The organism is Arthrobacter sp. Helios (assembly GCF_023167125.1).
Lineage (GTDB): Bacteria > Actinomycetota > Actinomycetes > Actinomycetales > Micrococcaceae > Arthrobacter_B > Arthrobacter_B luteolus.
Map to the genome: position 1 here is coordinate 1,543,740 of NZ_CP095402.1, position 20,109 is coordinate 1,563,848.

The 20,109-nt window shown below is 65.4% G+C and carries 19 protein-coding genes and 1 riboswitch; of the genes, 4 read left to right on the forward strand and 15 right to left on the reverse strand.

Annotated elements, in window-relative coordinates; genetic code table 11:
• Positions 1–44 precede the first annotated feature (44 nt).
• The 5 genes from ArtHe_RS06855 to ArtHe_RS06875 form a co-directional block, all read right to left on the reverse strand.
• The gene (locus tag ArtHe_RS06855; RefSeq protein WP_306303023.1) at positions 45–299 is read right to left on the reverse strand and encodes a hypothetical protein; all 255 of its coding nucleotides are present in this window, start codon (positions 297–299) and stop codon (positions 45–47) included.
• A 31-nt stretch (positions 300–330) separates the two neighbouring features.
• A complete protein-coding gene (locus ArtHe_RS06860) occupies positions 331–705 on the reverse strand; it encodes a DUF948 domain-containing protein (RefSeq protein WP_066297533.1) in 375 nt (124 codons plus the stop codon).
• A gap of 200 nt (positions 706–905) precedes the next feature.
• On the reverse strand, positions 906–1,532 hold the full coding sequence (rpsD, locus tag ArtHe_RS06865) for a 30S ribosomal protein S4 (RefSeq protein WP_055242205.1): 627 nt from the start codon (positions 1,530–1,532) through the stop codon (positions 906–908).
• A gap of 302 nt (positions 1,533–1,834) precedes the next feature.
• Positions 1,835–3,208 (reverse strand): replication-associated recombination protein A, encoded by a 1,374-nt coding sequence (locus ArtHe_RS06870; protein ID WP_248319706.1) that lies wholly within the window; start codon positions 3,206–3,208, stop codon positions 1,835–1,837.
• A gap of 137 nt (positions 3,209–3,345) precedes the next feature.
• Positions 3,346–4,182, reverse strand: coding sequence for a PhzF family phenazine biosynthesis protein (locus ArtHe_RS06875; protein ID WP_066297528.1), 837 nt, complete (start codon positions 4,180–4,182; stop codon positions 3,346–3,348).
• 127 nt (positions 4,183–4,309) lie between these two features.
• Positions 4,310–4,429: riboswitch (SAM riboswitch) on the forward strand.
• Between the two features lie 48 nt (positions 4,430–4,477).
• On the opposite strand from ArtHe_RS06875, the gene ArtHe_RS06880 reads away from it, so the two are divergent.
• Positions 4,478–4,981: a flavin reductase family protein gene (locus ArtHe_RS06880; protein WP_248319324.1), complete on the forward strand. Its 504-nt coding sequence runs from the start codon at positions 4,478–4,480 to the stop codon at positions 4,979–4,981.
• A gap of 136 nt (positions 4,982–5,117) precedes the next feature.
• Here the strand turns inward: ArtHe_RS06880 and ArtHe_RS06885 are convergent, their stop codons facing one another.
• Both ArtHe_RS06885 and aspS read right to left on the reverse strand, forming a co-directional pair.
• On the reverse strand, positions 5,118–8,378 hold the full coding sequence (locus tag ArtHe_RS06885) for a M66 family metalloprotease (protein ID WP_248319326.1): 3,261 nt from the start codon (positions 8,376–8,378) through the stop codon (positions 5,118–5,120).
• Between the two features lie 509 nt (positions 8,379–8,887).
• Positions 8,888–10,684 (reverse strand): aspartate--tRNA ligase, encoded by a 1,797-nt coding sequence (aspS, locus tag ArtHe_RS06890; protein ID WP_248319327.1) that lies wholly within the window; start codon positions 10,682–10,684, stop codon positions 8,888–8,890.
• A gap of 126 nt (positions 10,685–10,810) precedes the next feature.
• Here aspS and ArtHe_RS06895 point away from each other — a divergent pair, with 126 nt between their 5' ends.
• Positions 10,811–12,082: an APC family permease gene (locus ArtHe_RS06895; RefSeq protein WP_248319329.1), complete on the forward strand. Its 1,272-nt coding sequence runs from the start codon at positions 10,811–10,813 to the stop codon at positions 12,080–12,082.
• On the opposite strand, the gene ArtHe_RS06900 is transcribed toward ArtHe_RS06895, so the two are convergent.
• Positions 12,083–13,084 carry an adenosine deaminase gene (locus tag ArtHe_RS06900; protein WP_248319331.1) on the reverse strand — a complete coding sequence of 334 codons (1,002 nt, stop codon included), beginning with the start codon at positions 13,082–13,084 and terminating at the stop codon, positions 12,083–12,085.
• Positions 13,085–13,234: 150 nt separating this feature from the next.
• Here ArtHe_RS06900 and ArtHe_RS06905 point away from each other — a divergent pair, with 150 nt between their 5' ends.
• Entirely contained in the window at positions 13,235–13,486 is a 252-nt protein-coding gene (locus ArtHe_RS06905) for a hypothetical protein (RefSeq protein WP_248319333.1), read from the forward strand.
• A 64-nt stretch (positions 13,487–13,550) separates the two neighbouring features.
• Here the strand turns inward: ArtHe_RS06905 and ArtHe_RS06910 are convergent, their stop codons facing one another.
• The 4 genes from ArtHe_RS06910 to ArtHe_RS06925 all read right to left on the reverse strand — a co-directional run bounded on the left by ArtHe_RS06910 (position 13,551) and on the right by ArtHe_RS06925 (position 16,013).
• Positions 13,551–14,606, reverse strand: coding sequence for a nitronate monooxygenase (locus tag ArtHe_RS06910; RefSeq protein WP_248319334.1), 1,056 nt, complete (start codon positions 14,604–14,606; stop codon positions 13,551–13,553).
• Positions 14,607–14,681: 75 nt separating this feature from the next.
• Positions 14,682–14,873 (reverse strand): helix-turn-helix transcriptional regulator, encoded by a 192-nt coding sequence (locus ArtHe_RS06915; protein ID WP_248319336.1) that lies wholly within the window; start codon positions 14,871–14,873, stop codon positions 14,682–14,684.
• Entirely contained in the window at positions 14,870–15,334 is a 465-nt protein-coding gene (locus ArtHe_RS06920; RefSeq protein WP_248319337.1) for a hypothetical protein, read from the reverse strand. The genes ArtHe_RS06915 and ArtHe_RS06920 overlap by 4 nt, the downstream gene beginning before the upstream one ends.
• Positions 15,335–15,422: 88 nt before the next feature.
• Positions 15,423–16,013, reverse strand: a complete 591-nt coding sequence (locus ArtHe_RS06925) for a helix-turn-helix transcriptional regulator (protein WP_248319339.1) — start codon at positions 16,011–16,013, stop codon at positions 15,423–15,425.
• Between the two features lie 47 nt (positions 16,014–16,060).
• On the opposite strand from ArtHe_RS06925, the gene ArtHe_RS06930 reads away from it, so the two are divergent.
• The gene (locus ArtHe_RS06930) at positions 16,061–16,945 is read left to right on the forward strand and encodes a class I SAM-dependent methyltransferase (protein ID WP_248319340.1); all 885 of its coding nucleotides are present in this window, start codon (positions 16,061–16,063) and stop codon (positions 16,943–16,945) included.
• A 57-nt stretch (positions 16,946–17,002) separates the two neighbouring features.
• On the opposite strand, the gene ArtHe_RS06935 is transcribed toward ArtHe_RS06930, so the two are convergent.
• From ArtHe_RS06935 to ArtHe_RS06945, 3 genes are all read right to left on the reverse strand, one after another.
• Entirely contained in the window at positions 17,003–17,965 is a 963-nt protein-coding gene (locus ArtHe_RS06935) for a hypothetical protein (RefSeq protein WP_248319342.1), read from the reverse strand.
• 12 nt (positions 17,966–17,977) lie between these two features.
• Positions 17,978–18,871: a dihydrodipicolinate synthase family protein gene (locus tag ArtHe_RS06940; RefSeq protein ID WP_246168576.1), complete on the reverse strand. Its 894-nt coding sequence runs from the start codon at positions 18,869–18,871 to the stop codon at positions 17,978–17,980.
• A 170-nt stretch (positions 18,872–19,041) separates the two neighbouring features.
• A complete protein-coding gene (locus tag ArtHe_RS06945; RefSeq protein WP_066297500.1) occupies positions 19,042–20,076 on the reverse strand; it encodes an NAD(P)-dependent oxidoreductase in 1,035 nt (344 codons plus the stop codon).
• Positions 20,077–20,109: the final 33 nt, after the last annotated feature.

Genomic DNA, 20,109 nt, shown 5'->3' on the forward strand with positions numbered 1-20,109 from the left:
TGGTAAATCAGGCACGCGCAGGGCAGCTGCACGCGGGAGGAAAATCAGCGGCGCGCAGCTGACATGGTGTCGGCGACGGTGTCAGTGGTTTCCAGCCCAAGGGCAGAGCGGAGCTCGCCCTCCCGCTGGTTCATGGCGTCGCGGAACGCGTCGGTGAAGTGGTGCACGGCGTCGGTGGCGCTGCCGACGGCCCGGTTGAGCCCGGCGGGACCGAGCGTTTCCCTGGCGTCTGAAAGACGGCGGACGGCGATGACGCCGATGGTGATGCCGATCGACATCCAAAACACACGCTTAATCATGACTGCTCCTGTGGTGGTGTGGCGGTCGGGCCTAGCGGCTGCGGCGGCCGCGGCCGGCGGGCCGGCGGGCAGCCAGTGCGGTACGTACACCGTAGGTGAAAGCGGAGACCTTGATCAGCGGGGAGCCGACGGTAGCCGCGATCAGCGACGTCAGGGCCGAGACGTTCGCGGACGCGTCGGAGACATTCGAGGAAATGCCGTCCACCTTCTGCAGCTGCAGGTTGGTGGTGGAAACAGTGGTGGTCACTTCGTCAATCAACGGAGTGGTTTCGTCGCTGAGGGTCTTAATGGATCCGCGAAGTTCATCGAAGACCTTTCCCAGTTTGATGATGGGTACGGCCAGCAGCGCAACCAGCACGGCAAACACACCGGCTGCGATCAGACCGGCGATATCTCCACCTGACATGGTTCTCCTTGGGATCGGTTCGAAGACATTTCCGCTATGTACCTTACCCATTCGCGGGCCGGGACACTCACTTGAACACTGCGGCGACTGCGGTTGCGTGCAGCCCGGTGTGGCTGTACCAAACGAAACAGCCCGCGGCACGGGGCCACGGGCTGTTCCGGTTTCGCCTTGTGTTCCCGGGAACCGGGAACGCAGTCGAATTAGCGTGCGTAGTATTCCACCACGAGCTGCTCTTCGCAGGTCACGGGGACTTCCGAGCGCTTCGGGCGGCGAACCAGGCGGGCCTGCAGCTTGTCCAGGGAGACATCCAGGTAACCCGGAACAGCGGGCAGGACGTCGCGGTGGGCGCCGGCAGCGGCAACCTGGAACGGCGTCATGGTCTCGCTGCGCTGGTGCACATGGATGAGCTGGCCTTCGGACACGCGGAACGACGGGCGGTCCACGCGGGCGCCGTCAACCATGATGTGGCGGTGCACAACAAGCTGGCGGGCCTGGGCGATCGTCCGGGCGAAGCCGGCACGCAGCACGAGGGCGTCAAGACGCATCTCGAGAAGCTCGATCAGGTTTTCACCGGTCAGGCCGGCGGTGCGGCGGGCTTCTTCGAAGACACGGGTCATCTGTGCTTCGCGGATGCCGTACTGTGCACGCAGGCGCTGCTTTTCACGCAGACGTACTGCGTAGTCGCTGTCCTGCTTGCGGCGGGCGCGGCCGTGCTCACCCGGGGGGTAAGGCCGACGCTCGAAGTACTTTGCTGCCTTGGGGGTCAAAGCAATGCCGAGGGCGCGCGAAGCGCGGGCCTGACGGCGTGCACGTGTTGAATTAGCCACGTTCACCTTTCACTGTTTTGGCGGTTTCGCTGCGTCTGCGACGGGACAAGCCCGCCGTTTCCACAGCTGATACGTAGTCACTGGCCTCCATTAGGGAGAGCTCCGGCCAACCGCTGCCTTCCGCTGCAACGCTGCTGCCGTGACACGCCTCTGCCCTGCCGGGGTGAACCCGGCTGAATCAGAATTGGAATGTCCGGCAGAGCGCTTGCCAGTCAACCATCAATCCTAGCATGGGCCGGCCCGAGGCCGCGGCGCCATGATGCCGGCTGACTGGCGGCTGACTGCCGGGTGTGTGCCGGCTGTCACTGCCCCCGGATGATCCCCCGCAGGCGCTCCAGCCGCGCAGAAATATCCCGTTCCGCACCGTTGGCGGTGGGCTTGTAGTAGTCCTTGCCCACCAGGTCATCGGGGGCATACTGCTGCTTGGCGACCCCGTGCGGTTCGTCGTGGGAGTAGATGTAGCCCTTGCCGTGGCCCAGCTGTTTCGCCCCGGGGTAGTGGGCGTCCCGCAGGTGGGAAGGCACTCCGGTGCCGTAACCGGCACGCACATCCGCGGTCGCAGCGCCGATCGCCTTGTAAGCGGCATTGGATTTGGGTGCCGTGGCTATGTGCACCACCGCTTCCGCCAGGATCAGCCTGCCTTCGGGCATACCGATCATCTGCACGGCCTGTGCCGCGGCAACAGCCGTCTGCAGGGCGGTCGGATCTGCCATGCCCACGTCTTCGGCAGCGGAAATCATCAGGCGCCGGGAGATAAAGCGCGGGTCCTCCCCCGCTTCGAGCATCTTGGCCAGGTAATGCAGGGCGGCATCAACGTCGGATCCCCGCAGCGACTTGATAAACGCACTGGTGACGTCGTAGTGCTGGTCCCCCGCCCGGTCATAGCGCAGGGCGGCCACGTCCAGTGCCTGCTCGGCATGGGACAGCAGGACGGTCGGCACCTCTTCGTCCGGGTCACGTTCGGAATAGGCAACACCGGCAGCGGCTTCCAGCGCAGTCAGCCCCCGGCGTGCGTCACCGGCGGCAAGGCGGACCAGATGCTCGAGTGCCTCATCATGAAGCTGAATCCGTCCGGCGAGGCCACGCTCATCGGCCACGGCGCGGAGCAGGAGGCTGGAGATATCGGCCTCGGTCAGCGGCTTCAGCGTCAGGAGCAGTGACCGTGAAAGCAGGGGCGAGACGACGGAGAAGGACGGATTTTCGGTGGTCGCCGCAATCAGCACCACCCAGCGGTTCTCCACCCCGGGAAGCAGTGCGTCCTGCTGGGCCTTATTGAACCGGTGGATTTCGTCCAGGAAAAGCACTGTGGTGACACCGTGCAGGTCCCTGGCCGTCAGTGCTTCATCCATCACGCGCCGGACGTCCTTCACCCCGGAGGTGATGGCGGACAGTTCAACGAACTTCCGTCCCGGCCCGCGGGCGACAACGTGTGCGAGGGTGGTTTTCCCGGTGCCGGGAGGCCCCCAGAGCATAACCGAAGACGGGCCGGCCGGCCCGCCCTGGGGGGCTTCGGCGAGGGTCCGCAGCGGGGAACCCGGTGCCAGCAGGTGCTGCTGTCCCACCACCTCATCGATGCTGCGCGGACGCATGCGGACCGCCAGGGGGCTGCGCGGGCGCTGGCGCGCACCGCCGTCGGCGTCCCGCTCCCCCGAACCGCCGCTGTCCTCGGGGTCCAGGTCCTCATCGCTGCTGAACAAGTCACTCACATCCCAAGGCTACCCGCGCGCTCTCCCTCTCCGCGGACCAGCGGTCCCCGGCGGATGGAGTCCCAGACTGCCAGCGGAGTTCAGGGACTGGAAGGAAACCCGGCGGGCTAGAGGGAAACTGAACCGTCGATGCAGGTTACGGACTCTCCGCCCACCCAGATGCGGCCCTCCCGCATAAAGACCCGGACCAGGCCGGAACGGTGCACTGCGGTGCCCTGCGTGACCGTGTAGCGTTCCCCGGCCAGGCCTTCACCGATCAGCCACTGGGCCAGGCCGGCATTCAGGCTGCCGGTGACCGGGTCCTCGGATACGCCCAGGCCGGGGGCGAAGGCGCGCACCTCGAAGTCGGTTTCAGCGGTTTCGGGCTGCGGGCCGATCACGCCGACCCGAAGGTTGCCGAGCGCGGCGTGGTCCGGGCGCAGCGAAAGCACTGTCTCCGCGTCGGGCAGCAGCAGCCCCAGCCACCCCGGCCCGTTGTCCACCCACTGGTGGCCGTCCACCTGGTTCGGGGTGAGCCCCAGAGCAGCGGTGACCCGGGCAAGGATGTCCTCCTCCACGGGACCGGTCCGGATGAGCCTTGGCGCGGCGAACGCGGCCAGCCCGGCATTGACCCGCAGCGGCACCAGGCCGATTCCGCACTCCTGGATCACCAGCCCCGGCCGTACCGGGGTGTTCCCGGCCTCGGTCCACGCATGGCAGGTGCCGAGTGTTGGATGGCCCGCGAACGGAATCTCTCCCCCTGGCGTGAAGATCCGGACCCGGTAGTCGGCTTCCTCCTGCGTGGCCGGGAGCACGAACGTCGTCTCCGAGAGATTTGTCCAGCGCGCGAACTGGAGCATGGCTTCATCGTCCAGGCCGTCCCCGTCCAGCACCACCGCCAGCGGATTGCCCTGAAAGGGGCGGCTGCCAAAGACGTCTACCTGCTTGAACCAGCGTTGTCTCATGCGGACACTTTAGTGGCTCCCCCGGCAGCAGGCTGGCAGCCCGGCGGTTACGAAGTGTTGCGGATCCGCCACTGCGTGTGACACGGGTTTGCGCCCGCCCCTGCCCCGCCCCTAGATTGATGGGCAGAATCAAGAGTTCCAGCCACAGGCCCTGGCCGGTTGGACGGCAACCCTCTCGCCATAGCGGGGTGCTCCAGGTGACGATTCGGCCGTCCCGGTGGATCTCCCGGTGCGGCAAGTACAGCGTCCCCGTGCTGCCTTCCGGGCAGCGGGCGCATCAGGCAGAGGAAGTCCCATGGCCCTTGAAACCGATCTGCAGCCCACTGCCCTCCGCCGCGCGTTTGGCCGTTTCCCATCCGGAATCGCGGCCCTGTGCGCCGAAATTGACGGCGTACCGCAGGGCATCGTCGCGTCGTCCTTCACCGTGGGGGTCTCCATGGAGCCGCCGCTGGTCATGTTCGCGGTCCAGAACACCTCGCGGACCTGGCCGGTGCTGCGCTCCGCGCAGCGGATCGGCGTGTCCGTCCTCGGGACAGGGCACGACGGCGTCTGCCGCCAGATTGCCTCCCGCGACGGCGACCGGTTCGCCGGCCTCGAACTGCACGAAGCTGAGGGCGCGCTGTTCCTGGACGAAGCTGCCCTGTGGCTCGACTGCTCGATCGAAAATGAGGTACCGGCCGGAGACCACGCTGTGGTGCTTCTACGGGTCCACGGCTACTCCACCCATGAGGACGCCCATGAACCGCTGGTATTCCACGGCTCAGCGTTCCGTAACCTGGCGGTTCCTGAGTTCGCCTGACCGGGACAGGCAACCGCCGGATTCTGTAGCAGCCGGACTCAGTACCAAGGAAAAGGGTGCACACCCCGGGCTGAATTGCCCCGGGGTGTGCACCCTTTCGGTGCTAAATCCCTGCTGCTAAATCCCTCCTGCTGAGCTACGCGTCCAGTCCAAGGCTGAACAGCGTCGCGATGCTGCCGGCTTTCAGGCTGGCCATCCCCGGGTTGGCGGATGTTGTGAGCCCGGTCCAGATCTGGTTCGCTCCGGCGTTCTTCGAATACATCCCCACGATTCCCTCGTCCCGGTAGAAGTCGAGGTAGCTCGAAACCGCGCTCTTGAGATGTCCGTCTGCCTCGGGGAGCCACTCCTGATTAGCTTCGGCAGCAGAGCAGGCAGCGACCTTGGCCGGGGTGCCGGGCACCAGGCACATATCGGGCCGTGCTTCGCTGTGGATCGCCCCGCGGGTATCCATAAACCAGCGCTGGACCGCAGTGTCAGCGCACAGTGCCTTGTTTTTAGGGACGGTAACGCTGAGGTCCCCGCCCAACACCAGGCAGTGCCCGTTGTTGACAAGCAGCCGGCCTCCGGTCGGCAGTATCCGGGTGGAATTTTCCGTGAAGCCGTTTGAGGACATCAGGGCGGCGAGTTCCGCCGTGGTTGCCGCGTCCTTCGCATCGAGCTTTGCCTGATTGTCCTGGATAAACGTGTCGATCACGGCAGTGGCGAAATTCAGTCCGGAGAGCGTGGCGATGCTGCTGGCCTTCAGCGTTGCCATTCCCGGGTTCTGCGATGCGGCCAGGCCCTGCCAGATCTGGTTGGCCCCGGACGTCCGGCCGTACATGCCGGCGATTCCCTGGTGCCGGTGGAAGTCGAGGTAGTTGGACACCGCACTCTTCAGGTGTCCGTCGGCCTCGGCGATCCACACCTGGGACGCTGCGGTCGTGGCGCACGCCGCCATCTTCACCGGCGTACCGGGAACCAGGCACAGGTCCGGACGCTCTTCGCTGTGAACCGCCCCGCGTGCGTCCATCACCCAGCGCTGGGCGGCGGTGTCTGCGCACAGGGTTTTGTCCTGCGGGACTGTGACGCCGAGGTCCGCGCCCAGCACCAGGCAATGTCCGCCGTCAACAAGCAGCCGGCCACCGGCAGGAAGGACCTGCGTGGGACTCTCCACCAGTCCGAGGGAAGACATCAGGGTGAACAGCTCCGCTGTGGCGGCCGGGTCCTGTGCGTCGAGCTTTGCCTGATTGCGCTGGATGAAGGCATCGACCGAGGCAGCTGCGGCGGACTGCTTCTGGACAGCTGCTGCCACACCCTGGGCCACCGGCGTGAGGCCGCTCAGATCGTCTTTCCAGCTCTCCAGCAAGATCATGCCGTCCGTGTCCAGCAGCGGTACCGCCTGCTTGGCGGCGGCCTGGAGCTTCGCCTCAAGCTCCGGAAGTTCGACGGCGCGCAGGGCTTCGTAGCCTGCGTCCTGGCCAATGACGACGGCGGGCCGCAGCGGCTCCTGGTCTGAGGCGATGGTGATGGTGTTGCCAAGCTTCGTCGTTGTGCCGTTCACTCGGCAGTGGATGGAGGCATCGGTCGGTTTGTCCGCGTGGGACAGGTTGATGTTGAACTGCTTCACCCCGTTGGTGGCCAGCAGCGCGGTTTTGTCCACCCGTCCGTCCTGGAAACTGATTTCCATCCAGCACCTGCGGGTGGAGTCCATGGCCGTAGTGTCTGCCTGCGGGAGGTCGAAGACGTTTCCGTAGTTGCTCCGGAAGGCCGGGTAGAGCACTGTCTGCTCTGGCACTGCGGGGTTGTACCCGCCAAGCAGCGTGTACACCGGCACACCGACCTCGGAGGGCCGGGGGGCCGAAAAGGCAGGCGTCTTCACCTTTGCATCGACGTATCCGCCGGCTGCGGAATCCCAGTCGCGGTAGCCGCTCGGATAGTCAAGGTCCGGCACCACTGTCCGGAGGGAACGCTGGGTGATCTCTGCGCTGTAGCCGGTGAGGTGTGTGTAGCGGGAGAGGGTGCTCGAATTGCTGCCTCCGGACATGGTGTCCCGGTGGTAGTTGTAGATGCCCTGATAGTTCTGCGTGAAGTTGCCGGCGCTCAGATCGAAGCCGGCCGCGGTAAAGGCCGTGTTCGCGGAGAGATTGGAACGCATCCGGTCCCGGTAGGCGATGTAGCCCCAGCCGCTCTCACTGTGGTGGCTGGCGTTAATGACCCGCTCGTCGCCCTGCTTGGAAGTGTCGACGCCGGGATAGTGCCCAAGCCCGTAGGAGTGCCCGAGTTCGTGGCTGAGCTCGTTCCCCACCGAGTCATACAGAGTCGCCATGCCGTTGCCGCCGCTGAGGCCGTGGGTCTGCACCCCGTTGGCGTAGTTTCCGGCGGAATGATGGATTATCCGCTGGTTGAAGGTGCCCGGCTGCTTTTGGTCCATCGGCCCGCTGGTGGTGCCGAAGTTCGCGAGGTTGATGCCGGTGCTTACCTGCGCCTTGCCAACGTTTTCGCGCATGTCGCCCGAGTAGACGTCGCCGTTGACGGCGCTCTTCTGATCGTAGATCACCCCGGAGCCGACAATCACTTTGTCCAGGCGCACCGGCTCGTAGATGGCCATCGTCAGTTTGGAGACAGGAATGGTCTGGAAATAGTCGGCGCCCGATTTCTCCGGCTCGTTGAACATGTAGTGACCGTCGGTGTTTGGATAGTCGGTAAGCATGCCGAGCTGGATGGAGCTGATGATCATTTCGGCCGGGGCCGCAAATTCAATGCCGTTCCGGCCGAGGACTCCACTGCCCGTATCCGTTGTGAACGTCAGTTCCAGGCCCGGTTTCATCCAATTCCACGGCAGCTCAGCTGTCCAGGCTGTTGAGGAATAAGCGATGTCCGGCCTGTTATTGGTAATGCTCATATCGGAGCGCGGAATATCCGCCGGCGCCGCCAGCTCCAGTGTCCCCTGTGCTGTGCCGTTCACCGAGGCCGTGACACTTACGCGTGTGGCTCCGGAAAGCGGTGAGAAGAGAACCAGTGCTGCCCTTTCGGCGACCAGGGACGGCATTTTCGCCGCAGCGTTTCCCTTCGCGTTGATTGTATGGCTCTGGGCAAACTGCACCTGGCCTTCGAGATTTCCGGTGAGGTCGTTGCGGAGCTGCCGCTGCGCCCCCGACGCCGTGGTGTCGTAGAATCCCGCGATGTCCAGCGGAAGCACGGAAGATGCTGGTTCCGCCGTCAATGACGCGGCTCCGCCTTCTCCGGTCCGGGGTATCTCCGTCGTAAAGCCCGTGAGCCCCAGGACCAGGGCCGTCCCCAGCGATGCGGTGGTGAGCCGGGCCGCCAGCGGGTGTTTGTGGCTGCTGCCGGGTTTTTTGCCACATTTCTTGTAGCGCCTCTTGTTACGGTTCTGGTTGCGCGGATCTTGACGCTGCATTCGTGTTCCTCGTCGGCCCGCGGTGAATCGGCGATGTGACATATTTATCAGGTGCGGGCAGAAAATAATCGCCTTTAAAACCCTATGACCGTCATTCCTCCGCTGGAATAGCGAAGGGCCAAACCTGCCCGCGATTCCATAAATTAATCTCCAGCCGATAAACCGCAAGCATGCTTCCTATATCCGGTGATGGAACCTGGCAAACATTGACACCGGGAAAGTCCGCCTGGAACCGGAAACACCAGCCGCTGATAACCTGCCACAGTGAAGCAGGAAATACCGCTCAGCAGTCCCCCGGCCAATCCGGCAAGTCGACGCCTGCAGCCCGGAGTCCGCGGAGGAAGTCCTTGCCGGGCCGGCCGGGTCCATGTGCGCTCCGACGGAACCGTTGTGGGTCGGAGGTGACTGCAGGACCCGGATTTCCGGGACCGTCAGCCTCTAGTTCCGGGGCTACCCGGACAGCAGAAAGCCCGGCCGTTTTTTGACGGCCGGGCTTTTAACTGCTGCTGTTACTCAGCCGCGGGCTTCTCCTGCTGCTTGTCCTGCTTCTTTTCCGGCTTGAAGTCGACGCCGGCTTCCTTGCGCTGCTGGGCGCTGATCGGTGCCGGAGCGGAGGTCAGCGGATCGTAGCCGCCGCCGGACTTCGGGAAGGCAATGACGTCGCGGATGGAGTCGGCACCGGCCAGGAGGGCCACCACGCGGTCCCAGCCGAAGGCGATTCCGCCGTGGGGCGGAGCACCGTACTTGAAGCCTTCGAGCAGGAAGCCGAACTGCTCCTGCGCGGTCTCCTCGGAGATGCCCATCACCTTGAAGACGCGCTCTTGGACGTCCCGCTGGTGGATACGGATGGAGCCGCCGCCGATTTCGTTGCCGTTGCAGACAATGTCGTAGGCGTAGGCCAGGGCGGAGCCGGGATCCTTGTCGAAGGTGTCCATAAACTCGGGCTTCGGCGAGGTGAACGCGTGGTGCACAGCGGTCCATTCGCCTTCACCGGCAGCAACGTCGCCGGCAGCGACGGCTGCGGCGGCCGGCTCGAACATCGGGGCGTCGACGATCCAGACGAAAGCCCAGTCCTTGGGATCGATCAGGCCGGTGCGGTGGCCGATTTCGACGCGGGCCGCGCCGAGCAGGGCACGTGCTTCGGAGGTCTGGCCCGCGGCGAAGAAGATGCAGTCGCCGGGCTTGGCGCCAACCTTCGCGGCGAGGTTCTCGCGCTCAAAGTCGGTAAGGTTCTTGGCGACCGGACCGGTCAGCGTGCCGTCCTCCTGCACCAGCACGTAGGCCAGGCCCTTGGCGCCGCGCTGCTTGGCCCATTCCTGCCAGGCATCCAGCGTGCGGCGTGCCTGCGAGGCGCCGCCGGGCATCACCACCGCACCGACGTACGGTGCCTGGAACACGCGGAAAGTGGTGTCCTTGAAGAACTCCGTCAGTTCGGTCAGTTCCAGGCCGAAGCGCAGGTCCGGCTTGTCCGAGCCGTAGCGGGCCATGGCATCGGCGTAGGTCATGCGGCGGATCGGGGTTTCGATCTCGACGCCGATCAGCTTCCAGAGTGCCTTGACGATTTCCTCGCCCAGGGCAATGATGTCGTTTTCCTCGACGAAGCTGGCTTCGATGTCCAGCTGGGTGAACTCCGGCTGCCGGTCGGCGCGGAAGTCCTCGTCACGGTAGCAGCGGGCAATCTGGTAGTACTTCTCGAACCCGCCGACCTGGAGCAGCTGCTTGAAGAGCTGCGGCGACTGCGGGAGGGCGTACCAGGAACCGGGTGCCAGGCGGGCCGGCACCACGAAGTCGCGGGCGCCTTCGGGGGTGGACCGGGTCAGGGTCGGGGTTTCGATTTCGACGAAGCCTTCGCCGTGCAGCAGTTCACGGGCTACACGGTTGGCTTCGGAGCGCAGGCGCAGTGCCGCGGACGGAGCGGGGCGGCGCAGGTCCAGGTAGCGGTGCTTCAGGCGGGCTTCCTCGCCAACTTCCACGTGTTCGTCGATCTGGAAGGGCAGCGGATCGGAGGTGTTGAGGATAACAACCTCGTCGGCAATGACCTCAACCTCGCCGGTGGCCAGCGCAGGGTTCTCGTTGCCTTCGGGACGGCGCTCGACCTTGCCGGTGATCTGCAGGACGTACTCGTTGCGCAGGCCGTGGAAAACGTCTTCTTCCCGGACAACCACCTGGGCTACGCCGGAGGCGTCACGCAGGTCGAGGAAGGCAACGCCTCCGTGGTCGCGGCGGCGGGCAACCCAGCCGGCCAGGGTAACGGTCTGTCCAATATGCTCGGCCCTCAGGGAACCAAGGGCGTGTGTGCGCAGCACAGCAGTCCTTTCAAGTTTGATTGCTTGCGGAAACACCTGTTCCCGCCCATTGTGAGTAGAGATCTTCTTCGAGTTTACCGGTGATCCATTCTGTTCCCGGCCAAGGGCAGACTGATCGGAGGATGAGTGTCCGGCAACGCTGCCCTGAACCGTCCCCTCGGCGGCTTCGATGCGACTATGGCCGGCATCGGATCCATCGTTGGCGCCGGGGTGTTTGTGGTTTTTCCCGCTGCGGTGGCGGCGGACGGCGGCGGGCTGGCGGTGCCGCTGCTCATCGCGGCCGTCGTCGCCTATGCGTGCGGCGTGTCGATCTTCCAGGTCAGTGCCGCCCTGGACGCGGATCAAGCTAATTACGACGACGGCGGCACCCGCGCAGCGCGTCTGCTCCTCGGTCCCACCGCCGCCTTTGTCACTGGCTGGGTGTTCCTCTGTTCCCGGCTGGCAGCCTCCGCTGTTGCCGCCCTGATGCTTGGCACCTATCTGCTGCCGGATTTCGCGGTTCCCGTGGCGGTTGGCGCCGTCGTCTTGACCGCTGTGCTGAATATCTTTGGAATCACCCGCAGCGACTGGGTGTCCCGGTTTATTGTCGCGTTCGTGATTGCGGTGCTGGCCTTCGTGGCGGTGGCCGCTTTCAATTCCGACCATCCTCCCGGGAGCGTAAAACTGGCAACGCTGCCGGAGCCAGGGCTTGCCGGCATCCTGGAGTCGGCCGCACTGCTCTACTTCGCGTTCATCGGCTACGGCTATCTTGCGTCGCTGGGACCGCATGTCCGCTCCCCCGCACGTAACATTCCGCTGGCGCTTCCCGCCGCCCTTGCCGTCGTCCTGGGCCTGTATCTGCTGGTGGGGCAGTCACTGCTGAGCTATTTTGGCGCTCCGGCCCTGGCCGCGGAAGCCGCTCCGGTTCTAGGTCCGGTGTCGCAGGTCAGCGGCAGCATCGGCACCGGGGCCGTGCTGATTGCCGCGGCCGCCGCCGGGCTGGGTGTGCTCTCTGCCCTCAATGCGGGCTGCGCCCGCGTCGCCTCGGCCATGTCGGATGAAGGGGAACTGCCGTCGGTGTTCGGCCGGACCCGGGCTGCACTGAAGGGGCGGCCGGAGACGCACTGGGCCGGTATCACTGCGGGAGCCGCCGTCGTCGTTGTCCTGGTGGCGGCGTTTCCGCCCGGCACCCTGCTGGGGGTGGCAGCCTTCTTTGGCCTACTTTATGCGGGCACCACCGCCGTAACCGCCTTCAGCCTGCGGTCACGGCGGTGGTATACGCCGCGGGTGCTGAACCTGCTGGGGCTGGCCGGGGCGCTGCTGCTGGCCCTGTCCCTGCCGCTGCTGGTCATCTCCCTGGGGTTGATGGCCGTTGTGGCCGGCGCCGTCGTCCGCCTGACCTTCCGGCGGGGACGGTGACTAAGCGGTCCCCTGCACCAGCAGCCAGGCCTCAAGCTCAGCCAGCAGCTCATCCTTGCGTTCAGCAGAAGCAAAGGAACCCGTGATCGAGTTGCCGGCCAGCTGGGCCAGCTGGGCGGGGTTGAGGTCGAAGGTCTCGCGGAGCACGGCAAAGTTGTCGTCAACGTAGCCGCCAAAATAGGCAGGATCATCCGAATTGACGGAGACGTTCAGTCCCTGTTCCAGCAGCAGCGGCAGCGGGTGGCTTTCCAATGCATCCACAGCCTGCAGGCGGACGTTGGACAGCGGGCAGAGAGTCAGCGGAATCTGGTCCCGCTCCAGGCGTTCGACCAGCGCCGGGTCATCCATGCAGCGGATCCCGTGGTCGATCCGGTCCACGAGCAACAGGTCCAGGGCCTGCTCGATGTAGTGCGACGGACCTTCTTCGCCCGCGTGGGCCACCAGTTTCAGGCCGGCGGCCCGTGCCTGCGCATACAGCGGCACAAAGTTCTCCGGCGGGTTGCCCAGCTCTGCTGAATCCAGGCCGATGCCGATGATCGGGGCGTTCATGGCCAGCAGGTCGGTGAGGACCCCGGCAGCCTCTTCCGGCGAACGGTCCCGCAGGAAAGCGGCGATCAGGGCCGAGGAGATGCCGAACTCCTCCTGGGACACCGCCAGGACGGAGGCAACACCGTTGATGCAGGTTTCCAGAGCGACGCCGCGGACCAGGTGCGCCTGCGGATCGACCATCATTTCCACGTGCCGGACGCCGGCGGCGGCTGCCCGGGCCAGGTACGCGCGGGTCATGTCCGCGAAGTCGGCTTCGGTGCGCAGCACGTCCATGTTGGCGTAGTACAGGTCCAGGAAGGACTGCAGATCGGTGAACTCGTAGCGGGCACGAAGCTCATCGAGGTCCGCATACGGCAGTTCGATTCCGTTGCGGGCAGCCAGTTCAAAGATCAGCTCCGGCTCCAGGGTTCCTTCGATGTGGAGGTGGAGTTCAGCGCAGGGCAGCTTGCTCAAGGGAGTCCTTTCAAATGATCCGGCGGCTGCGGCGTGCCGCAGCGTCCCTTTCAGCCTAAGACGCCTGCGCCGCGGAGACCATTCCGGTCGCTGGCGGTTCCTTCGGCTAAGCACTGTGCCGTGCCTGCAGCGGCAGGCCATACTGGGTAAATGAGCAGCGGCCAGCAGGCAGCGAACAAACGGTGGTGGTCACGGTTGGAACCCGGCACCCGTGCGTGGTTGATGAATAACAACGGCGACGCTGTACCGGGCGGCGTGGCAGCTGAAGTCCTGGGCGCGGGAGGACCAGCAGCCCTGCCTGCCGAGGCGCCTGCTGAGGAAGGCGGCGGCCAGGCCGGCCTCTACTACTCAGATGAAGTCATCGACTGGATCGAGGCAACCGCCAACGCTGAGGAAACGTAGGGGCCCCTTTTGAGGGGACCGAGCCCGGCTGGTTTTTTACTGCCAGGTCACCAGAGCTGCACCCTCACGCTCCCAGCAGCCCCGCCGCGGGTGGCCGCGGCTGTTCGTCCGCCAGCCACCCGACGATGCCGGCAGCAGGCCCGCCCGGAGCGCTGCGCCACCCGGTGCCGGCCCAGAGGTGCAGTGTGCCGCTGTCCCCCGCTTTGCCGGCGGCCTGGCGCAGGGCACGGGTGAGGTGATGGACGGCGGGGTAAGCATTCAGTGCGTGCTGCTCGTGCCGGTCAATGAAGCCGTTGCGCAGGGCCCGGGCCGGGCGGCCGGTGAAGGCACGGGTCAGGACGGTCTCGGTATAGGCGGCATCAGCCAGCGCGGTCCGGTGCGTTGGTGAAGTGCCGGCCTCATCGGCGAGGAGCAGCAGGGTGCCCACCGCGGCCGCTTCGGCGCCGGCATCCAGGAGCCCGCGGAGAGCCTCTGGACCGTCGACGCCGCCGGCGGCGATGACCGGCAGCCTGGTTCCGGCGCGGACGGTCCGGACCAGGTCTTCAGTGCTGATCGGATCGATCCTGCGCTCCGGAGCGAACGTGGCACTGTGCCCTCCCGCGGACGGCCCCTGCACCACCAGCCCGTCAACACCTGCTGCCTCCGCCTGCTGCGCTTCGCCCGCAGTGGTCACGGAGGCGAGGATCCGGCTTCCTGCCCGCTGCAGCGCTGCGATGACCGCCGGCTCGGGCAGGGCAAAGGTCAGCGAAATCACCGGCACCGGGTCCTGGAGCAGCAGGGCCACCTTCTGGTCCCAGAAATCCTCGTCCTGCACGGGCCGCGGGTCGAGCGTCAAACCGTATCGGCCGGCGTCGGGCTGCAGCTCACGTGCGTAGCTCCGGAAAGCATCTTCATCGACGGTGGGGTCCGTTGGTACGAAGAGGTTCACCCCAAACGGATGCCCGCTGGCCTGGAGCTGTTTGATCTCCACGCCGAGGGCTTCCGGGGTTTTGTACCCTCCGGCCAGGAACGGAAAACCTCCGGCTTCCGCCACCGCGAGGGCCAGCGCCGTCGTCGTTGGGCCGCCGGCCATGGGAGCAGCGGCGATCGGCAGGCGGGACTTCAACAGCGGTTCTTCCATGTCAAAACCCTCTCACCTGAAGACCGTGTTGTCCTTCCGCCCGTAACACTGGATCTGCTCGGATGCTCTACTCCTCTACTCCGGCAGGAACAGCTCTTCGATCCGGCAGTGGAAGACGCCCGCCAGCCGGAACGCCAACGGCGACGAGGGGTCGTAGCGTCCCTTTTCGATGGAGATTATGGTCTGGCGCGAGACTCCGAGCTCATCTGCCAGGCGCTGCTGGGACCACCCGATTTCCTGGCGGCGCTCGGGCAGCGTGTTTTTCATGCGCCCGCCAGTTTTTTCAGCCAGAGGTATCGTGCACCGAAATCCAGCATGGAAAAGAGAATCACGACGGCAAGGATCAGGCTGGCGGGGCCTTCAATCCCCAGAAATGCGACTGCTGCACAGCTAATCCCGGCAACCAGCAGAATGTCCGTAAAGGCACCACTAGCTGCTTTGTCATACCAGGAGGACTCCACGGAATCCTCGGGTTTGTCGACTGCTCCGGCCAGGGTCGAGCGGTCAACGAGCACAGCCCAGGCAAGTGCGGCTGCAACCGGCAGGACAGCAGCCGCCATCACGGCGAACTCCATCAGCGGATTCCCACCGTTCCGCAGCCAGCTAAACAGTGCGCCGCAACCGGCGGCTGTGAGGATACCGGCCACCAGGGAAGCGCTCAGCAATGCCGCGGCACCGCCCCCAAAACGTGCACGGCCCCACTTGGTCCGCTGAACCTTGGTGCTCATCTGACTGCCCTTCGAAAAGACGGAAATGCCCTGTCAAGGAAACTGTACAGTCAAGCTACCTTTACGTAAAGTGAGCTTTACTAGGGCATCAGGACCGGGCGGGCGCGTGCAGGTGTGCTTTTTCCCCGCCATGGTCGAAAATCGTCAGGATTTCCACCGGGCCTTCATGCGCGCCGACGTGGTGCGGAACCATCGTGGAGAACTCCGCAGCCTGCCCTTCATGGACCAGGATGGTCCGCTCCCCGAGCATCAGGCTGACGGTGCCGGACAGGACGGTGAACCACTCCCGCCCCGGGTGGACACTGAGGCCGGCGTCGTCTGCTGAGCGTTCCGCGGTGATCCGCATCTTCGCCACGGTGGTGCCGCTGGCCGAATGCTCCCGCGAGAGGAGCCACGTCGTGACGCCGCGCTGGTGTTGTGGCTCGGCACGGATCACGACGTCGTCATCCGCATTTGATTCCACCAGCTGATCCAGCGTGGTTCCCAGCGCCTTGGCCAGCGGCACCAGCTGGTCCAGGGCAATCCTGCGGTGTCCGGTCTCGATGCGGCTGAGGGTTGATGGACTGAGGAAGCAGCGGGCAGCCAGGGCATCCAGCGACCAGCCCTTCGCCAGGCGGAGGCCCTTGACGCGCTGCCGGATTACCGTATCCAAGGAAAGGTCCTGAAGATCTTGCGTCATAGGCAAGAGTGTATTCGACTATGGCAAGTCTTGTTTAAGCTTAACCCATGACATCCCCGCATCAGAACGGTTCCCGGCAGACCCCTCAGCACAGCCAACACAGCCACCAGCAGAGTGGACACCACAACCACCAGCACGGTGACGAGTCCGGCCTGGCCGAGGTGCTGGACCTCGATGCACTCCTGCTGAAGGAGCACCTGCAGGAGATCTCCGAGTGGACCGCTGCCCATCAGCCAAACCCGGCAACCATCCTGGACCTGGGTGCGGGAACCGGGACCGGCACCCTTGGGCTGACCCGCACCTTTCCTGCCGCCCAGGTAGTAGCAGTCGACCAGTCCGAATTTATGCTGCAGCGGGTGGCCGCAATGATGGAAAACCAGGGGCTGTCGGACCGGGTCACCACCCTCCAGGCCGATCTCGATACCGGCTGGCCCCAGCTTTCCAGCATTGATCTGGTCTGGGCAGCCTCCTCGATGCACCATATGAGCGACCCTGCGCACGTATTTGACCGGATCTCCCGGACACTGGCACCGGAGGGCCTGCTGGTGGTTGTGGAAATGGATACCCTGCCGCGGTATCTCCCCGATGATCTGGGATTCGGCACACCGGGACTGGAGCAGCGCTGCCATGCGGCCGTCGCGGCTGCCGGCTGGAACTCACATCCGGATTGGGCACCGGCGATACAGCACGCCGGTATGACGATCGCCGGACAGCGCACCTTTGCCTACGCCACGGAGCGCAAACCGGAACTGATCGCCCAAAACGCCCAGGCCTTCCTGTCCCGCATGCGCACCGGACTCGAGGACGCCCTGTCCGCGGAGGACCTCGCCACCCTGGATCAGCTGCTGGACCCGGACGGCCCGCAGTCCTTGGCCCGGCGCACGGACCTTTCGATGCGTGGGAGCCGCACGGTGTGGGCCGCGCGCCTCTGACGGTCATAACCCCGGGAGTTCGGTCTCGCCTCAACGGGGTCAGAGTCCCGCGTCCCGTCAGCGTTTCGAGGACAGATCGCTGCGGGCGATAGCTGCGGCGCGAACCGTATTGCGCACCCTAATGTGGGACTCGGTCCAGGGCGCGGGAACGCGGCCGAGCGGCACTTCTGTTTCAAGGCGTTGTATGAGCCCCCGGAATCCGAGCGCGGTGTTAGCGGTGGTGATGTCCAACGACAGGTTGTGGTAACCGCGGTCCGTAAGCACCTCGAGCGCGTAGGCATCGTTGCCTGGAAGCCCGGAGATCAGGGCGTGCACAGGCACGGAGCGCCCCGGGAGCGTCCGCATCCTTACGCCCACGCCCGCCACATCTTCCGAGAGGGTTCGCTGGTCCTCCTTCGTGGACGTCCAGCCCGTGCCGTCTACGATCCAGGCACCGGGCAGCACCTTGTCGATCAGCTCCCAGGCGTGTACGCCCACTGTCACTGCGGTACCTCCACCTGAGCCTGGGTCGTCCTGCCACCGCCGCCCCACCGTTCGGAAGCCTGCGGCATCGTGCTGCGCCGTGACCCGCACGGCGAGCACCTCGGATCCCGCGAGCGTGTCGGCGAACTCCTCGAGCGCCGGGGCGAAGCGTAGCACCGAGCAGGTGCCGATTCGGTGTTCCGCACCGGCGATCGAGCGTTCCCAGCCCTTGATCGCTGCGTCTGTGGCGGCGACCGTCTTGTTGAAGAAAGCGAGCGTCCCGGCGTCGCGCAGCGCGGACGCGACGGTCAATACCTGATGGGGATGCGGCGTCGCGATGACGACGTCGGGGCGCACGCGCAGGAGCGCGGCGATCGAGGATGCTGGTCTCCCGCCAAAGCGATCCGCGAAATCCGCAGCTGCGGCTGCATCTACGTCGTGCACGCCGGCAACCTCACCCCCAAGCGCCAGGAGGTTGCCGGCATCGGCATACGGGTGCGAGTGCGCCAGCCCCACGAAGGCGACGCGCATCCGCTTAGCCGATCCTGGTAGGCACAATCCGGAGCGCCCTCACCGCAGCCACCGATCCCGGTTCTCCGAGATGAAGCTGTCATCGTTGAGTTCGGGGTATGCCAGACGCACGCGCTCGATCTCCTTCGCTTGCCCCGGCGACAGTCCCTCCTCGGGGTTCAGGCACCAGATGCCCTGGAGGAGGCCCTGCTGGCGGAGCACTTCATGCACCCCGGCGATAACGCCGTGGAAATCGTTCGCAGGATCAAATACCGCCTGATTGAAGTCGACAAGGTCGGCAGAGAGACGAAGCATCTCGCGGCGTGAGCCGGCGTCTCCGGCCGCGGCTTGATGGGCCTTCTCAAGCAGAGCAACTGCAGCTTTGGTCCCCACCGCCCATTGGCCGAGGAGGCCCCCGGCGAAACGGAGCGTGCACGGCCCATCAGGCGCGTCGACGTGAAACTCCGTCAGCAAATCGGTAATGATCGCGTCGTCGTTGCCGGTATAGAGCGCGATCTCGTCCGCGCGGCCGGACGCCGCGACGCCCCTCACCAGCTCGAGCGTACGATAGCGGTCGAACGGCGCGGCCTTGACCGCCACCACCGACGGGATCGACGCGAAGTCGCGCCAGAAGTCCCGCCCCAGCACCGGCCCGCCGATCGCCGTCTGGAGGTAGAAGCCAATTACGGGGAGCACTTCTCCCACGGCCGCCGCCCGGTCCAGGAGCAACCGGTTATCCGCGCCTTCGACGCGCGGGCTCACCAAGACGGCGTCGTATCCGAGCGACCGTGCGACCTCGGCCTCTGCCACTGCCTGCGCCGTTCCCCCCGCGACACCCGCGATGCGCAGAACGCCTGCTTCACCGTGGGCGTCGAGCTCTTCTGCGGCGAGAGCCAGCACAGGCTCGAAGAGAACATGCTCGGCGTCGCGGATCTCGAACTGCGTGGTGTGCACACCTACTGCGACGCCTCCGGCGCCAGCTTCGAGGTAGTACCGGGTCAAGGCACGCTGACGGCGTTCGTCGAGACGGCGCTCAGCCGTCAGAGCAAGTGGATGCGCTGGGATAACCGCGCCACGCGCCAGCGTGCGTGCTGCCTCAGGGCGCAGGCCAAGGACAGACGGCATCAGAACTTGCCATCCCGGACGGCCCACTTGGTCGGCTTTGCCGACATTGGATGCCCGGCCTCGACCCACGCCGCCTGCAGCTCGATCAAGGCGTCAGCCGTGATCGGCGGGTAGCCAAACAGTGCCATGCAGCGCCTGGAGTCGCTCAGCAGTGCCGTTGGCATTGGCTCATCGATCAGCTCGACGTCGCGCACAAAAAGTTGGCCGAACCGGCGTGCGACGGCAGCGACGCTAAGAGTCTCCGGGCCGGTGAGGTTGATGGTGAACACATCGGACGATGCCTGTTCGAGGCTGCGGAGTACCACCTCATTCGCGTAGCCCTGCCAGACCACGTTCACGTTTGCCGTCGCGACCGACACGGGCAGTCCTGCATGCACGGCGCTCGCGATGTCGGCGAGCACCCCGTACCGGAGGTCGATGGCATAGTTCAGGCGGATAATCGATACACGTGTCCCGCGCTCCTGCGCTGCGAATTCGAAAACGCGCTCGCGGCCCAGGCACGACTGTGCGTACTCGCCGATCGGAGCAGGGAAGATATCCTCGGAGGCGCCGCCCGAAGATGCCGGGACGAACGGGTACACATTACCGGTCGACATAACGGCGATCGTGCTGTTCCGATAGCGTCGCGCTATCCGGTCGGGAAGGGCAGCGTTGACTTCCCATGCCCAGGAGGGGGCGGTGGAGGCACCGAACTTCGCACCAACCATAAAGACAACGTTCGGGGCGTCGGGGAGCGAGGAGAAGTCGTCGTTCGCGACGAGGTCAAAGGGAATGGCCGTAACACCCGAAGACTCCAGGCGCTGGCGGACGGAGGCGTCGCTGAAGCGGGAAACAGCGAACACTCGATCGCCGGCGCGGCCGGCGGCATCCATCCCCCTGCGCGCCAGCACGGCAAGTGTCGGGCCCATCTTTCCGCTGGCGCCGAGGATCACGAGATCGCCGGCTCCTTTGGCAAGATCGGCGACGAGAGCCTCGCTGGGGGTGGTGAGCACGTTTTCAAGTGCCGCTTCTCCGTCGAATGCGTGAACTGTCACGTGTAGGTCCTTCCTAAAGTGAGGAGATATCAA

Coding starts and splice junctions, on each gene's coding strand:
- ArtHe_RS06855 (WP_306303023.1), bottom strand. CDS start 299: ATGATTAAGCGTGTGTTTTGGATGTCGATCGGCATCACCATCGGCGTC.
- ArtHe_RS06860 (WP_066297533.1), bottom strand. CDS start 705: ATGTCAGGTGGAGATATCGCCGGTCTGATCGCAGCCGGTGTGTTTGCC.
- ArtHe_RS06875 (WP_066297528.1), bottom strand. CDS start 4,182: ATGAGACAACGCTGGTTCAAGCAGGTAGACGTCTTTGGCAGCCGCCCC.
- ArtHe_RS06880 (WP_248319324.1), top strand. CDS start 4,478: ATGGCCCTTGAAACCGATCTGCAGCCCACTGCCCTCCGCCGCGCGTTT.
- ArtHe_RS06885 (WP_248319326.1), bottom strand. CDS start 8,378: ATGCAGCGTCAAGATCCGCGCAACCAGAACCGTAACAAGAGGCGCTAC.
- ArtHe_RS06905 (WP_248319333.1), top strand. CDS start 13,235: ATGAGCAGCGGCCAGCAGGCAGCGAACAAACGGTGGTGGTCACGGTTG.
- ArtHe_RS06910 (WP_248319334.1), bottom strand. CDS start 14,606: ATGGAAGAACCGCTGTTGAAGTCCCGCCTGCCGATCGCCGCTGCTCCC.
- ArtHe_RS06915 (WP_248319336.1), bottom strand. CDS start 14,873: ATGAAAAACACGCTGCCCGAGCGCCGCCAGGAAATCGGGTGGTCCCAG.
- ArtHe_RS06920 (WP_248319337.1), bottom strand. CDS start 15,334: ATGAGCACCAAGGTTCAGCGGACCAAGTGGGGCCGTGCACGTTTTGGG.
- ArtHe_RS06925 (WP_248319339.1), bottom strand. CDS start 16,013: ATGACGCAAGATCTTCAGGACCTTTCCTTGGATACGGTAATCCGGCAG.
- ArtHe_RS06930 (WP_248319340.1), top strand. CDS start 16,061: ATGACATCCCCGCATCAGAACGGTTCCCGGCAGACCCCTCAGCACAGC.